The 16082-nt window shown below is 40.8% G+C and carries 15 protein-coding genes; 3 read left to right on the forward strand and 12 right to left on the reverse strand.

The window, feature by feature from the left end; genetic code table 11:
- Window positions 1–56 precede the first annotated feature (56 nt).
- From dnaK to gpr, 8 genes are all read right to left on the reverse strand, one after another.
- Complete coding sequence (gene dnaK, locus P9989_RS12960) at window positions 57–1886, reverse strand: molecular chaperone DnaK (protein WP_283075319.1); 1830 nt, start codon at window positions 1884–1886, stop codon at window positions 57–59.
- 37 nt (window positions 1887–1923) lie between these two features.
- Window positions 1924–2472 (reverse strand): nucleotide exchange factor GrpE, encoded by a 549-nt coding sequence (grpE, locus tag P9989_RS12965; protein ID WP_390307170.1) that lies wholly within the window; start codon window positions 2470–2472, stop codon window positions 1924–1926.
- A gap of 201 nt (window positions 2473–2673) precedes the next feature.
- Window positions 2674–3690 (reverse strand): heat-inducible transcriptional repressor HrcA, encoded by a 1017-nt coding sequence (hrcA, locus tag P9989_RS12970; RefSeq protein WP_283075320.1) that lies wholly within the window; start codon window positions 3688–3690, stop codon window positions 2674–2676.
- A 99-nt stretch (window positions 3691–3789) separates the two neighbouring features.
- Window positions 3790–4929, reverse strand: coding sequence for a radical SAM family heme chaperone HemW (hemW, locus tag P9989_RS12975; protein ID WP_283075321.1), 1140 nt, complete (start codon window positions 4927–4929; stop codon window positions 3790–3792).
- A 64-nt stretch (window positions 4930–4993) separates the two neighbouring features.
- Entirely contained in the window at window positions 4994–6808 is a 1815-nt protein-coding gene (gene lepA / locus P9989_RS12980) for a translation elongation factor 4 (RefSeq protein WP_390307175.1), read from the reverse strand.
- Window positions 6809–7029: 221 nt separating this feature from the next.
- Window positions 7030–7281, reverse strand: coding sequence for a hypothetical protein (locus P9989_RS12985; protein ID WP_283075322.1), 252 nt, complete (start codon window positions 7279–7281; stop codon window positions 7030–7032).
- 15 nt (window positions 7282–7296) lie between these two features.
- A complete protein-coding gene (gene spoIIP, locus P9989_RS12990; RefSeq protein ID WP_283075323.1) occupies window positions 7297–8457 on the reverse strand; it encodes a stage II sporulation protein P in 1161 nt (386 codons plus the stop codon).
- 82 nt (window positions 8458–8539) lie between these two features.
- Window positions 8540–9637, reverse strand: coding sequence for a GPR endopeptidase (gene gpr, locus P9989_RS12995; protein ID WP_283075324.1), 1098 nt, complete (start codon window positions 9635–9637; stop codon window positions 8540–8542).
- A 152-nt stretch (window positions 9638–9789) separates the two neighbouring features.
- Between gpr and rpsT the strand changes: the two genes are divergently transcribed.
- The gene (rpsT, locus tag P9989_RS13000) at window positions 9790–10050 is read left to right on the forward strand and encodes a 30S ribosomal protein S20 (RefSeq protein WP_283075325.1); all 261 of its coding nucleotides are present in this window, start codon (window positions 9790–9792) and stop codon (window positions 10048–10050) included.
- Window positions 10051–10178: 128 nt separating this feature from the next.
- Here rpsT and holA read toward each other — a convergent pair whose 3' ends face one another.
- A complete protein-coding gene (holA, locus tag P9989_RS13005; protein WP_283075326.1) occupies window positions 10179–11180 on the reverse strand; it encodes a DNA polymerase III subunit delta in 1002 nt (333 codons plus the stop codon).
- A 340-nt stretch (window positions 11181–11520) separates the two neighbouring features.
- On the opposite strand from holA, the gene P9989_RS13010 reads away from it, so the two are divergent.
- Window positions 11521–11655, forward strand: a complete 135-nt coding sequence (locus tag P9989_RS13010) for a YqzM family protein (RefSeq protein ID WP_283075327.1) — start codon at window positions 11521–11523, stop codon at window positions 11653–11655.
- Window positions 11656–11684: 29 nt separating this feature from the next.
- Here P9989_RS13010 and P9989_RS13015 read toward each other — a convergent pair whose 3' ends face one another.
- The 3 genes from P9989_RS13015 to P9989_RS13025 form a co-directional block, all read right to left on the reverse strand.
- Window positions 11685–13955, reverse strand: coding sequence for a DNA internalization-related competence protein ComEC/Rec2 (locus P9989_RS13015; RefSeq protein ID WP_283075328.1), 2271 nt, complete (start codon window positions 13953–13955; stop codon window positions 11685–11687).
- Complete coding sequence (locus tag P9989_RS13020) at window positions 13952–14533, reverse strand: ComE operon protein 2 (protein ID WP_283075329.1); 582 nt, start codon at window positions 14531–14533, stop codon at window positions 13952–13954. The genes P9989_RS13015 and P9989_RS13020 overlap by 4 nt, the downstream gene beginning before the upstream one ends.
- A 78-nt stretch (window positions 14534–14611) precedes the next feature.
- Entirely contained in the window at window positions 14612–15196 is a 585-nt protein-coding gene (locus tag P9989_RS13025; RefSeq protein ID WP_283075330.1) for a helix-hairpin-helix domain-containing protein, read from the reverse strand.
- 76 nt (window positions 15197–15272) lie between these two features.
- On the opposite strand from P9989_RS13025, the gene comER reads away from it, so the two are divergent.
- The gene (gene comER, locus P9989_RS13030) at window positions 15273–16076 is read left to right on the forward strand and encodes a late competence protein ComER (RefSeq protein WP_283075331.1); all 804 of its coding nucleotides are present in this window, start codon (window positions 15273–15275) and stop codon (window positions 16074–16076) included.
- Window positions 16077–16082 lie beyond the last annotated feature (6 nt).

The following is a 16082-nucleotide window of genomic DNA, read 5'->3' on the forward strand; positions in this document are numbered from 1 at the left end:
CGTGAAAAAAGTCAAAGTCAAGAAGATCCTGACTTTGACTTTTCGTTTCAACCTGCTTACTTTTTATTTTCGTCTTCGTTTACTTCTTCGTAGTCAGCGTCAACTACATCATCTTCTGCACCTGATTGTTCACCTTGAGCTGCTTCTGCTTGCTGCTGTGCCTGCTCATAAAGTTTAACGGATAAGTTTTGAACTTGCTCCTGCAGTGCTTCTTTTTTCTCTTTAATTTGATCAAGGTCTTCACCTTCAAGAGCTGTTTGAAGCTCTTCTTTAGCTGTTTCTGCGTTTTGTTTTTCTTCATCGGTTACTTTATCTTCAAGATCTTTGATCGTTTTATCTGTCGTGAAGATTAGCTGATCAGCTTCGTTGCGAAGTTCAATCGCTTCACGTTTCTTCTTATCTTCCTCAGCATTTTCTTCTGCTTGACGTACCATTTCCTCTACTTCTTCGTCGGAAAGACCAGAAGAAGACTTAATAGTGATGGATTGTTCTTTGTTCGTCCCCATGTCTTTGGCACGTACATTAACGATACCGTTCGCATCAATGTCAAAGCTCACTTCGATTTGTGGTACACCGCGTGGTGCTGGCGGGATATCAGTCAATTGGAAACGACCAAGTGTTTTGTTGTCCTGAGCCATTTCACGTTCACCCTGAAGTACGTGGATATCCACGGCTGTCTGATTATCAGCAGCTGTAGAGAATACTTGAGAGTGACTTGTCGGGATCGTCGTGTTACGTTCAATCAGTTTTGTTGTCACAGATCCCATTGTTTCAATACCTAGTGATAGTGGTGTTACGTCAAGAAGAACAACATCTTTAACGTCCCCTTGTAGTACTCCACCTTGAATAGATGCACCAAGTGCTACTACTTCATCCGGGTTAACCCCTTTAGAAGGTTCTTTTCCTACTTCTTTCTTAATTGCTTCTTGTACAGCTGGAATACGAGTGGAACCACCAACAAGAAGTACCTTGTGAATATCGTTTGAGCTCATGCCAGCATCCTTCATTGCTTGGCGTGTCGGCTTCATAGAACGTTCAATTAGATCTGAAGCAAGCTCTTCGAATTTCGCACGAGTTAAATTCATTTCCAAGTGTAACGGTCCAGCTTCACCAGCTGTAATAAATGGAAGAGAAATTTGCGTTTGTGCAACACCGGAAAGGTCTTTTTTAGCTTTTTCAGCGGCATCTTTCAGGCGCTGTTTAGCCATTTTGTCTTGAGAAAGGTCAATTCCATTCTCTTTCTTAAACTCTGCTACCATGTGGTCCATGATTACTTCGTCAAAGTCATCTCCACCCAGACGGTTGTCACCAGCTGTAGCTACAACTTCAAATGTACCTTCACCAATGTCAAGGATAGATACATCAAACGTACCGCCACCAAGGTCATAGACTAAAATCGTTTGATCTTGGTCTTCTTTATCGATTCCGTACGCAAGAGCCGCTGCTGTCGGCTCATTGATAATACGTTCTACTTCAAGACCGGCAATTTTACCAGCGTCTTTCGTAGCTTGACGTTCAGCATCGTTAAAGTATGCAGGAACCGTTACGACAGCTTTCTCAACTGTTTCACCAAGATAGTCTTCAGCATAACCTTTAATGTACTGAAGAATAGCAGCTGAAATTTCTTGTGGAGTGTATTCTTTACCTTCCACTTCTACTTTATAATCAGTACCCATATGACGTTTAACGGATAGAATCGTGTTTGGGTTAGTGATTGCCTGACGCTTGGCTACTTCACCTACCTGGCGTTCACCATTCTTAAATGCAACCGCAGATGGGGTTGTCCTGTTACCTTCTGGGTTAGGGATTACTTTAGCTTCCCCGCCTTCCATTACTGCCACACAAGAGTTTGTAGTACCTAAGTCAATACCAATAATTTTACCCATAGTCGTGTATCCTCCTCTAACAATTTATCTTATCAATTTATTGATTTACTTTTACCATAGCCGGTCGGATAACCCGATCGTTTAAACGATAGCCTTTTTGCAGCTGTTCTACAACTACATTGGACTCAAAGTTGTCGTCCTCAACTTGCATCACTGCTTGATGTAAATTTGGATCAAACTCTTCCCCTTGAGCTGGGATTTCCTCGACACCCTCTTTGACAAGAGCCTCCAGGAATTGGTCATACACCATCTTCATTCCATTCGCGAAGTTTTGGGCTGTATCTCCATCCACTTCGACTTGCAAAGCTCTTTCAAAATTATCAAGGACCGGGATCAGCTCTTCAACAATTGATTGCGATCTATACTTTCGATCCGCTTCTCTTTCCTTTGAAGTTCGGCGGCGAAAATTATCATAATCAGCCTGAAGTCTGAGCAAACGATTCTGAACTTCTTCCTTTTCTTGCTGAAGCTGTGACAGCTCGTCAGAGGATTCCTCAGTCTCGGACTGTTCCCTATCAAATTCAACTGTTTCTTCATCAGTTTCTGGTTCAATGATTTCTTGTTCTTGTTGATCTTTTTCTTCCACGACTTACACCTCCTTGGTTCTTATTCACCGTTATTGACTATAACATGAAAAAATATCCGAAGAAAAGCAAAGGCGGCCAGATTTATATCCTGTATGCTAACAGGCAAGTGTGTGCCACTGCTATTCCGAAAAAGCAATAGACAAAAAGAAGCGATGGGAGCCTTTCATCCCATCATCGCTTGTAAAACTTAAAGGCATAGATTAATACCAACCTTTAAATGTTTCTGTCATATGCTTGGATAAAACACTTAACAATGAAATCACCCGATTGTACTCCATACGTGTTGGACCGAGCAAAGCAATCGTCCCAACCTGCTCGTTTCCAAGGGTATAGCTTGCGGTGATCAGGCTGCAATTTTGCATAGCATCAAAAGGATTCTCATGTCCAATCCGAACATGAAGACCTTGTTCGCCTGACCTCAACAAATCTGCCATTTCATTCTCCTGTTCGATTGTAGCAAAGAGCGAACGAACTTTCTCAAGATCCTTGAACTCAGGCTGTGTGAGTATATTGGTTTTCCCCCCAATATAAAGCTTAGCTGGCTGTTCATCCATCAAAGCAGCTTGCATATATTTAAATGCCTGCTCATCCATGTGCTCCCTGACTAACTCTCGAACTTCAAATTGGAGTTTTTCATGCAAATGGATTAGTGGAACACCGCGCAAACGCTCATTTAAAATGTTAACCATTTTCTCAAGCTGAGCCGGCTTCATTTCAACAGGGACATTGAAAGCTCTGTGTTCAACATGACCTGAATTCGTAACTAAAATGGCGATTGCAGACTGTTCATTAAGTGGTACAATCTGCAACTGCTTCAACTTTGTTTCGAATACTTCGGGGCCGAGTATGATCGACGTATAATTAGTCAAATCAGATAAAATCCCGGCAGATTTCTGTACGACCCGTTCGAACTCCATCATACGATCCTTAAATGCCTCTCTGATTGTTTTTACCTCTTTGTTTGATAGTCGCAACGGAGATAAAAGATGATCGACATAAAAACGATAACCTTTCTCTGATGGTACCCGTCCCGAAGAAGAATGAGTTTTTTCAAGATAACCCATTTCCTCAAGGTCTGCCATTTCATTACGTATGGTAGCTGAACTATAGGTTACAGCATCTTTTTTTGAAATTGACCGCGAGCCTACTGGCTGTGCAGTCAGGATGAAATCATCAATAATCACTTGCAGGATTAACAATTGTCTATCAGTTAACATCGATGATCACCTCTGTTAGCACTCGAATTGAGTGAGTGCTAAATCTAATAATAAATTATCAAAAGGGTGTTGAGATGTCAACGAATTTCCTTTGATTTTTCACGAATCAAGCAAAAATTCCTGAAAAACCTCATTACCCAATATTTTCCCTTTATCTGTTAAACGAATGCTGTCATCCCCCACTGTAAGGAGTCCACGCTCCTTTAATTTAGGTACAGCATCTTTAAATACTTCATTAACAGTTCGTGAGTATTTACCTTTAAAGTGTTTTAAAGAAACGCCGCTTGCTTTACGTAAACCCAGAAACATCTCTTCCTCCATTTGCTCTTTCAATCCTACCGGCTCTTCATGCAGGATGGGACGGCCATTCGCCTTTGCTTGCTTTACGTATGCCGGTAAAGGACGGATGTTTATCGTTCGTTTTCCTGGCACATAGCCATGGGACCCTGCCCCAATCCCGTAGTAGTACTCATTATTCCAGTATGTCAAGTTATGCTTACTTTCAAAACCTGGCTTGGCAAAATTGCTAATTTCATATTGATTGACACCTTGATCAGCAAGTTTCCTTTGCAGCAACTCATACATTTCAGCCTCGTCATCTTCAGGGGGTTTAACGAGCGTTCCCTTCTTATACCTTTGATAAAAGACTGTCTTTGGTTCAATTTGGAGAGAGTAAGAAGAGTAATGCGGAAGCCCAAATTGGAGAGCCTCGTCAATTGTTTCTTCAAATGCCCCCACCGTTTGTCCTGGTAAGGCATACATCAAATCAATACTTATATTCGTTAGTCCCGCCTGGATGAGACGATCAACATTCGTATACACATCTTTGACTTGATGCACTCTGCCAATCTTTTCAAGCATGTCATCATCAAAAACTTGGACTCCTAACGATATTCGATTAACTCCGTATGCTTTGAGAAGCTTCACTTTTTCCAGATCCAAATCTCCAGGGTTAGCTTCAAACGTGTATTCTTCACACGCTGGAATATCAAAGTGCTCATCAATCATTCTCAACAGTCTTTCTAACTGACTGAGAGTAACTACGGTTGGCGTTCCTCCACCAACAAAAATCGTCTTCACCCTGGCTTTACCACCTGGAATGTAAGTGTGTATCTCCTGATAAAGAGCCTCCATGTACTCATCTGCTAATCGTTCGTTATAGAAGAACTTTGTAAAATCACAGTAATGACAGATCTGTTGGCAAAAAGGGATGTGAATATATGCGGAGGGGATTGTCATGGTGTTCCACCTTTCATAAGGAAAACCGCAAGATACGATCTCCTGCGGTCTTTACCTGCTCTTATTAATCATCATTAATCTCTAATACAGACATAAATGCTTCTTGCGGTACTTCTACAGAACCGACCATCTTCATACGTTTTTTCCCTTCTTTTTGTTTTTCAAGAAGTTTACGTTTACGTGAGATGTCTCCGCCATAACATTTGGATAATACATTTTTCCTCATCGCTTTAATCGTGGTGCGGGCAACAATTTTATTGCCAATTGCTGCCTGCACTGGCACTTCAAATTGCTGACGAGGAATTAGTTTTTTTAACTTTTCAGCAATGATTTTACCACGTTCGTACGCAAAATCACGGTGCACGATGAAAGAGAGAGCATCGATTGTATCGCCATTAAGTAAAATATCCATTTTCACAAGATTAGATGCTCGATAACCAATCAAGTCGTAATCAAATGAAGCATAACCTTTCGTCTGTGACTTCAATGAATCAAAGAAATCATAAACAATTTCAGACAATGGAATATCATAGACAACATTCACTCGATTATCATCAAGATATTGCATGTCCATAAAATTCCCGCGTTTGCGCTGGCAAATTTCCATTACAGGCCCAACATAATCATTGGGTACCATAATGGTTGCTTTAACGTACGGTTCCTGGACATCTTCAACCTTCTGATGATCAGGCATCATAGATGGATTATCGACTTCGATTTCTTCTCCATCCGTTAACGTAACCTGATAGATCACACTCGGTGCGGTAGTGATCAGGTCAATTTTGTATTCACGCTCAATCCGTTCTTGAATAATTTCCATGTGGAGCATTCCCAAAAATCCGCAACGGAAGCCAAACCCAAGGGCCTGAGAGGTTTCTGGTTCAAATTGAAGTGAAGAATCGTTTAACTCCAATCGCTCAAGCGCATCTCTTAAGTCATTATAATTATTAGCATCCACAGGGTATAGTCCACAGAATACCATCGGATTCAGTTTCTTATAACCCGGCAGCGGGGTTTCTGCTGGTCGAGCAGCTGAGGTAATCGTATCCCCTACCCGTGAATCACCGATATTTTTTATAGACGCTGTTAAATAGCCTACATCACCAACATGAAGTTCTTTTAACGAGGTTGGTGTCGGTTTGAAAACGCCTACCTCATTCACTTCAAATTCTTTTCCTGTAGCCATCATCTTGATTTTATCGCCAACTTTTATAGAACCCTCGCGAACACAAGTATAAGCTACTACTCCGCGATACGAATCGTACAGCGAGTCAAAAATCAGCGCTTTAAGAGGATCATCTGCATTTCCTTCAGGAGCAGGAATATCTGTTACAATCCGCTCTAAAATTTCATCAATCCCTACTCCTTCTTTTGCCGATGCTAAGATGGCATCTGAAGCATCAATACCGATAACGTCCTCAATCTCTTGTTTTATCCTCTCCGGATCTGCACCAGGGAGATCAATTTTATTAATGACCGGGATGATCTCCAGGTCATTCTCCAACGCTAAATATACATTTGCTAACGTCTGGGCTTCAATTCCCTGAGCAGCATCTACAACTAGTATGGCTCCCTCACATGCAGCCAGACTGCGGGACACTTCGTATGTAAAATCGACATGTCCAGGGGTATCTATTAAATGAAACGTATAATCCTGTTGATCATTGGATGTATAGTTCAGTTGAACAGCATTAAGTTTAATGGTTATGCCCCGCTCGCGTTCAAGGTCCATCGCATCTAAAAATTGTTCTTTCATTTGTCTTTGTGTTAAAGCTCTTGTTTTTTCAAGAATCCGGTCAGCCAATGTCGATTTCCCATGATCGATATGGGCAATAATCGAGAAGTTACGGACCCTTTCCTGTCTAGATTGACTTGTCAACTTCATCACTCCTACTAATTTCACACGCAGTCAACTAGCCTGATTATAGCAATAGGTGCACGAATATTCAATGCAAAGAGCAAAAGCGCAAGCGACCCGGTAAACACGATAGAGGAAATTCAACTAAGGATGGCTTCAAGGAAGTTCGTTAAGGTCACTCTTCAATGCATATAATTCCAAAAGCAAAACACAAGCCGCCCCTCCGGACGGCTTGTGTTTTATCAAGTTTTCACAAAATCTGAGAAAAACATAAGAACAAGGTCAACTCCCGCTCCAACTCCAGTTCCTATCCCTACCGCTACATCAACAATAAACGGAGTCTCCTCTTCAGCCATCTCAGGGGTGCACGACTTTTCAAGCTGTAAACTAGTTTTTTGAGAAGAAGTTGGTTCAGTTAAGGATTGGCTCGTTCCAAATAAAGCACCGGCCGCGAATAATAGCATGCATACAAGTAAGATCAAAAGCCCCCTCATATCGTTTCCCCCTGATTATGAATCTGATGATACTTTCTCTGCCTTCTGCCAGTAGTAATCACTAAACACTTCTGCCATTGCATCTGCTGTCCGGTACGCCTCATCCAAACTATTATATTTGCCCCCAAATTCAATTAACAATGCTCTGCCAAATAAATCTTGATTGTATATACCATTTGACCCACTACCTTTTTTAGTAAGAACGCCCCGGCTCAATCCAGGATATTGCTTTTCCATCATTTGATGGAGTTCTGTAGCAATTTTTAAATTTTTTTCATAATCCGGATGCTTTGCTCCTATTACAAAAATCGTTCGAGCATAAGTTTCTCCATCAATCTCCGTCGTGGTAACATCCCTAGGTACACTATCTCGGTGAAGGTCAAAAATATACTTGATGTCATCGTTTGTGGCAATGGCTTCTTTAACGACTGATCTTGAAGCAGCATATGAACCTATTCCTTTTTCATTTGCTGTAGTAGTGATATCTGATTGACTCACTTTTGTTCCAATGCCGTTGGCTTCCAGTGCTTCCTTAAGACGCTCACCTACTTTTGTGATATTTACTTTATCGTGAAAGGCATGCTTTGTTCCTTCTGGTAAATGTGGAAAGAACGATTCGCGATTGTGTGTAGAATAAATAAATACTACATTACGATCCCCTGTATCTTTTTTGTTGTCTTTTTCTGGTGGCGGTACCTTTTCATTGTTTTCTGGTTCTACAGCTTCCCTGTCTTGTAACACAACATCGAGCGGTGGTTGTGATTCTACCGGCAAGTTCGTGTAGTTGGTTCCTTCCCCTGCAATAATAATTTCACTATTATAGGAGGATAGGCCAGGGATCTCCCTCCCAAGAAGACTTCGAGGGTCATTCGGGGTTACGCTCGTCAGCATTTTAAAAGACAAATGCGAAAGGCTCGGAAGGTCTGCCCCTTCCGGATGAGCATTGGCATAAATTTTATTTTCCATTTCAAATAAATATAAGAAGTCACTTCCTTCAAGCTGTGTAGTAAAGTTCTGGATGGTTTCTGAATAAAGGCGATACGTCGTTTTGGCACCTGTAAGAATTCCGATCCCGATAAATAACAGCAACAAAATGGCTAAAGACAGGACAAGCCACTTAGACCAGCGTTTTATGTAGTTTCGACCTTTTTTTGGATACTTTTTGATCGGTGACATCGCTCTGATCCTCTCCCTATTTTAAACTCTAGTAAATGGTATGTTAGAGAGAGGAATCATAGAACGAAATCTCTAATGATTATTAAAATTTAGTATAGGATTGAGCATCACCGTCTTCTATGACCGGATGTAAAGCACCGTTAATTCCTGCAGAAACCAGATGGGCCATATCTTCAACAAATGAGTCGACTTCTTTTGGAGTTACCATCAAATTATGTCCAAGCGGCGTTAAAACTTCTTTAATAAGCTGCCTTTTTTCCGCTTCTTTCAAAGTTCCCAGCATTCCAAGAACCGCTTGACTTTGCTCTTCACTTGGAAGGTCTTCTTCTGTCAGCTGTTTTCTTTTTTCAAAAGGATTGAGAGCGGGAGATAAGGCGTTAGATGGACGATCCTTCTCACGCCATTCTCTGCCAAAGTGTTTTAATACATAATCTATCGCGTCGTTCGTAATCGTAACAGCATCGACAACTGTCGGCACGCCAATGGAAAAAACAGGAATACCGTATGTTTCCTTGCTGATTTCCTTACGTTTATTGCCAACACCCGATCCTGGATGGATCCCTGTATCAGATAACTGAATCGTCGTATTAAGGCGATTGATAGAGCGAGAAGCCAGTGCATCGATTGCAATGACAAAATCCGGGTCGGTTTCATGAATGATTCCATGAATCATATCACTTGTCTCAATCCCTGTTATTCCCATGACTCCAGGAGTTACAGCCGATACATTGCGGTAACCTTCTGCTACGGTTTCAGGCTGAAGTTCAAACAAATGACTGGTAACGACCAATTCATCTATTGCGAAAGGGCCAATTGCATCAGGTGTTACTCTGTGATTGCCTAATCCGACGATTAAACAGCGATCTGTATCTTTAATATCATTATCAGCTAACAGTTTTTTTATTTGTTTGGATAAACAAGTGGATACTTTCACCTGCATCTTTGTATCCTGTTTTCGAATAGCTTGTGATTCAATCGTTATATAGTTTCCTGCCTTTTTGCCGATCCTGTCAGCACCTTCCGGATCTACTTTGACATAGGTCAGTTTGATATCATCAAGCTGTTCTTCTGTGACATTCACACCATCATGACCTTTTTGCGCGGGGTCAGATTCCACATTCATTTCATGGGCCTCTAAGGCCAGGTCAGTTCGTACGGAAAAACGTTCTTCTATAGCCATATTTACGACCTCCTTTTGCCCATTTTCCCCTATATAAATAGATACTATGCAAATCAGCTGTTAGAAATCTATTGAAAACAAGGGCTTGCTTTGGTAAAATGTCTCTTGTTCGACATGAACGACTCTTATGTTTTTACCTGGGAGGTGAAACCATGCCTAATATTAAATCAGCTAAAAAGCGCGTACGTGTTAACGATGATGCCCGTTCATTAAATGCAGCATTCAAATCTGACATGCGTACTGCGATTAAACGTGTTGAGAAGCTTGTAGAAAGTAATGATACGGATAACGCTAAACAAGCTCTTACAACAGCGGTTAAGAAAATTGATAAAGCGGTCCAACGCGGTGCCCTTCATAAAAACAATGGTAACCGTAAAAAATCTCGCCTGAGCAAATTAGTTCACGCTAGTTAATCGTCTAAACGTTTTTTATGACCAACATGCGATCCTGGAAGCAGGATCGTTTTTATTTTATTAAAGATTGCTCTACATTGAGTTTTGACCGAATAAAAGCCTTCAGGGGTTCCTCCTGAAGGCTTTTATTACACCATTTCACGGTTCTTAATATGAATAAGTTGATATAATAACATTTCAAAGGCCAGCCCTTTTTCCATTTGTCCTTGTTTCATGATGTAGTCTGTTTCAGCCAGCTGCTGAATAATCTCATTTAACTCTTCGCTCGTAAAAGCTCTCTCCCTTTTAAGAGCCATTTTAATAACAAACGGATGGGCTTTCACATAACTCTTCATTTGATTCTGGGCATAACCTTTTTGTTTAAGCGTTTTCACTTGACTAATAATCCTAAATTGAGAAGCTAACAATGCAATTAAAGCAATCGGTTCTTCATTAGCCTTTACTAAGTCTTTATAAAGCCTAATGGCTCTCCCAAGATCTTTCTCCATCACTGCATCCACTAATTTAAGACCCGATGCTTCAGCACTATGCGACAGTAAGTTCTCTGCAAGTTCACGGCTGACTACCCCGCCTGTTTCTACATGTAATGCCAGCTTTTCAATTTCTTTGCGCAAGGCCATCAGGTTTGTCCCAATTTCCTGAGCAAAAAGTTCGAAGACTGATTCCGGGATCGTAATTTGTAAATCCTCTGCTATCGACTTTATCCACTTGTCCATATCCCACTCGCGAATAGGCTGACATGGAAGTACTTCGCCAATTTTTTTTAACTGTTTGAATATTTTTTTACGCTCATCTAATTTTTCGTAAGGAGCAATTAAGATCAGGACCGAATAATCTGCCGGATTGTTTATGTACTGTAGCAATGCTTCTACGTTATGATCAAAAGAAAGTTTGTCTGGTTTTGCCTTAAGAAAAGTTGGATGATAGGCGATAACCACCTTATTGTCTCCTAAAAAAGGAAATGTTTCAGCATCCGTCACTACATCTTCAACGGGTGTTTCTTCTAAGTCATATTGCGAAATATTAAAGTCGCGGTCTTTGACACTCAATGTCTGCTCGATAATTTTCTGTTTATGTTCTTGTATCAGATAGCTTTCGGTTCCATATAATAAGTAAATCTGTTTAGGCATGTTCTCTAATCCCTTCTCACCTGAAAAAAAGGGGTGCGGCAGCGCCCCCTATTGGGTACATTCGTGTATTTATTTTATTGTTCATTTTCAATTCTGTCAAAAAACGCCGCCGCACCATCTATATGAACGTCACCATCACAGCCCCGGGATGCTGTGAGAGTAAACGATATTGTTCCCCTCATGTGTATAGTGTGACCGCTCAGGGCAGAATTATCTGTGACAAGTCTTGCTAGAAGAGGCAGAGGATTGTTAGAAAAGGGATATTTAATTTCCTTTTCTAAGAATGTGGATTTTTTAAAAACTTTCGCTTATAATAAAAAATGACATAGGAGGGGTAACAATGAACGAATTTAGAAAGGATATACAATCTAAGACGAATGACGTAATTGATTCTGGTTTAGGATTTGTATTCTCATTTGTTTTCTTTTTCGTCATCTTCTTCATAGGTGTAATATTCGAAGTTATTGGGCGATAATTTAAAAATTGAAGCTAAAGGGCTGCCTGCTAAGGCAGTCTTTTCTTATTTTCTTCATTATACGGAAGAAAGGTGGAAAACGTTCCTGTTTGTTTACTGAATTGATACTGCACGGCTCCATGCAAATCTGTTCTAAAAAGGATTACGTTTTTCTCCAAGAGCCGGTCGACAACTTCCTTATGCGGATGCCCATAACGATTATCAACACCCGATGATATTAGGGCTACGTCTGGAGCAAGACTGTTTATCCATTTAGCAGACGTAGATGAATCACTGCCGTGGTGACCTACTTTTAGCACATTTGTCGTTAACGATGGATAATTACTGAGAATCTTTTCCTCAATTGAAGCGGTGCTATCACCGGTAAACAACCATGATTTTCCTCCTAATTTAGTATAAATAACAACAGAATTTTTATTTGTTTCTTGCTCATCTCCACGTGGATGAAGCACATTAAACTCATAACCATCCAATACAATGGTATCTCCCTGATCAATTACATTTACACCTGGCTGATCGATTGCATGATAAGGACTTACATAAATCTCGGCGACATTAAATGATTGTTGTAAGCGATCAACACTGCCACTATGATCATGGTCCATATGTGAAATCAAGAGGGCATCAATTTTCTTTATTCCTCTTGATTTTAAAAATGGTTCGATAATTTGATCTGCAATTCTGTCGGGGTTACTGCTGAAAACCGGTGACCCAGCTGCATCAATCATAAGGATCCCTTTTCTGTGGGGCAGCTCCACGACGAAAGAGTCACCTTGCCCAACGTCTAACATAGTTACAGTGCCTTGACTAGAGATATATGGTTTTACCGAATAACACATGAGAACAACGACCGTACCTACCCCAAAAAGGAATGCTTTCTTTAACCGCTTCCGAACCCAGTTGATCATCATTAAGATAAGGACTGCAAAATAAGCTAAGATCCATTCTAATGGAAGTTCACCAACTACCCATTGAATGTTCAATGGTTCACTCACACCTCTAATCCAGTTTAAAAAACTTTCATGAAAAGCAACAGTAATTGTAGATAAGGTAACTGTCAAAGTTGGAATAAAGAAAGCTAAGAGAACGAGAAGAAATAGAAGCGGGATAATAATAAATGAGAAATAAGGGACGAGCAATATATTGGCAAACAGCGAGAGTGGGTTAAATTCATAAAAGTGGTGTAGTTGAAGGGGAAGAATTACAGCTTGACTTATGAAACTGATCATTATTGAGGCAATCCACATGTTTTTATTGCCTAATAGTGGATAAGACAGAAGTAAGCTAAACGTTACGATGAATGAAAATTGAAACCCGAGATTATAGAAATATGCCGGGTTGAATACTAATAACAACATAGCTACGATTGCTAGAACATCAGTGGCGGCAACTTTTATTTTCCATTGCATGATGAACAAAAGAAAAACAGCCATGAGACATGCTCTAAGAACCGGAGGGGCTGCTCCTGAAATAAAACTGTAGGCCGGAAGAATAAATAGAACCATTCTTCTAGCTTGATCTACCGTTGTAAATCCAGAACGGTATAGAATCAAGTACACCCCGCCTAAAAAAAGCCCTACGTGAAGGCCAGAAATGGCTAAGATATGAGATAAGCTGAAGTCCCGGAACCATTCTACAGTTTCTTCTGGAAGATATTGAGTGTCTCCAAAAACGAGTGCAGAGGCCCAGCCAAAAGCTCGTGGACTCATGGATTTCTTCACCTTAGAGATCATAGCATTTCTAGCTTTAAAGGCATTGTGCAGGAAGGATTGACCCTTACAGGATATTTGATCGGCCGATTCCGCCGATATTTGAACAGTAATATGCTGATTTCTTAAATAGTCCTGATAATCAAATTGACCAGGATTACGTGCTCCTTCAGGCAAGCCAGCCTCTCCATTTATAACACATTCAGCACCAAATTTGAGGTGTGCCCGCACATAGTTAATTTCTTCTGGCTGGTCCGCTGTTTTAAAATAGACGACCATCGCCTTTTCATCTCTATCCTCCAGCTTCAATGTAGTACTGATCGTGCTTTCTGTTTCAATTAAGGGAGAAATAATCTTACCTTTGAGAGGGTGATGTATGGTCGAAGGATTAGTGGGGACTTGAGGAGTAAAGTAAATGAAGCCAAAGATAAAACAGACGGAAAGGGTGACTATCCAGGTTAAGGACTTTTTCAATGTGGCTATCCACGCGATAAACAGTCCTAACAAAAGATAAGTCACCGGCCGAGCCGTTTGAGATAAGATTCCTCCCCCGACTGTTGCTAAAACGAGGAGATGGATATTTCCCTTCATAAACGTTGAGTTTTATTCACTTTAAAAAGATGTTGAGCCTGTTGCTTAAGCTCATGCAGTTCCTCTGAACTATGGCCGCTTCGTTCAAGCCTATGTAGAAGGTCATCCACCAGCTGTTCCTTCTCCATTGTTTGTGGGTCAATCAACTTTTCATCCCGATCCACCTTATGGATCTCCACACCTGCCTGCTTGAGTAATTCGATGGCATATGGATGATTTCGATAATCTTCACTATAATAAACAGCCTTGATACCGGCCTGAATAATGGCCTTAGTGCAGTGAAGACAAGGAAAATGCGACACGTATATTTCAGCTTGTTCGGTAGCGACGCCAAATTTAGCACACTGCAGGAGCGCATTCATTTCTGCATGAATCGTTCGCACACAATGGCCATCAATCACATAGCAGCCTTCATCCATACAGTGGACTCCCCCGGAGACACTCCCATTATAGCCCCCAGCAATCATGCGTTTATCTCTTACAATTACCGCTCCTACAGCTAATCGTTCACAAGTGCTCCTTGACTTTAATAAGTGACTTTGGGCAATAAAATATTGATTCCAAGAGATACGCTCCATGTGTTTCAAACTCCCTTTACTAGCATTTTAATGTATCAAGTTTACCGCTTTATTCGACAATCAGTCAAACCCAACAGATCAAGGTACCTGGATCACATCCAGCATATTTTCTAGTGTTTTTTCTCCAATTCCCGAAACATCCAGTAAATCTTCTGGTTTTTTAAATAAACTATTTTCCTCCCGATGTTTGATAATCGCTTCCGCTTTAGAAGGTCCTATTCCTGGTAAAGCCTGTATTTCTTCCACACTTGCTTGATTAACCCTTACTTTCCCAGTACTTCCACCCCCAGAAGAAGCTGAAGAAGAACTGCTCCCCTCCGGAGCAGTAGTTGCCACTAAAATGACCATTTCATCAACAATCTTCTGCGCTAGATTAACACTTGTCTGATCAGCTTCCTTTGTCATACCCCCAGCCATTGAAATAGCATCGTTTACGCGCAAGCCAGCTTCTAACTCATAAATGCCAGGACGAGCAACTTCTCCCTTTACATCAACGACCAGTCTCTTAGCTGCAGAATCAGCTTCCGTAAAGTCTGTTTCCTCATTAGGGATACTATCACCTTCCTGAATAACCAGTTGCTCTTCATCTTTCTGAAGGAAAAACACGAGAATAAACAAAACAGGAATTACCAATAACCATGCATATCTTTTTAAGAATATCACAGAAACAAGGTCCCCTTTCATAATTCAATTTCTGAAGAATAAAGTTATTAAGTAAACGAAAAAGGAGGGATTCTCCATGCGCTATGGAATCATTGGGACGGGAAATATGGGGAGTATGCTGATTAATGCCTTTATTTCTAGTGGAGCGGTCGACGCAAATGATGTAACTATTTACAATCGCACTCGTAAAAAAGCGGAATGGATTCAAAATCAATTTAAGGAAATTACAGTTGCAAATTCTGTTAAAGACGTCGTCAGAGAAAGCGAAGTGGTTTTTATATGCGTAAAACCTCATGATTATAAAGATATTTTAAGCCAATGCTCACCTAATGCCTCGCAATGTCTTGTCTCAATCACGAGTCCTGTAGCTGTCAAAGACCTGGAAAACATTACATCCTGCCAAGTAGTAAGAACTGTTCCATCTATCACAAATCGGTCCTATTCAGGGGTCAGCTTATTTACGTACGGTGATCGCGTTTCTGACTTTTATAAAGACGAATTACATTCGATTTTCTCCCATATTTCAAAACCTGTAGTAATCGAGGAAGAGTCCATCCGTTCGGCATCAGATATAGTCTCATGTGGCCCGGCGTTCATAAGTTTTCTGTTGGAAAATATGATTTCGGCAGCTCAGGAAGTGGGTGGAATGTCCAAGGAGAAGGCAACACAGCTAACGGAGGAAATGATGATTGGTTTAGGTACATTGCTGGAAAAACGCATTTACACTTTACCAGAATTAATGGAGAAAGTAACAGTCAAAGGCGGGGTCACCGGTGAAGGAATTGGAGCTCTTGAGGACCATATCGGGGATCTTTTTCTTGAAATGTTTAAAGCAACACATCGAAAACATAAAGAAGATAAACGAACGATACAATTATAACATTCG

This window comes from Halobacillus naozhouensis (assembly GCF_029714185.1).
GTDB classification, from domain to species: domain Bacteria; phylum Bacillota; class Bacilli; order Bacillales; family Halobacillaceae; genus Halobacillus_A; species Halobacillus_A naozhouensis.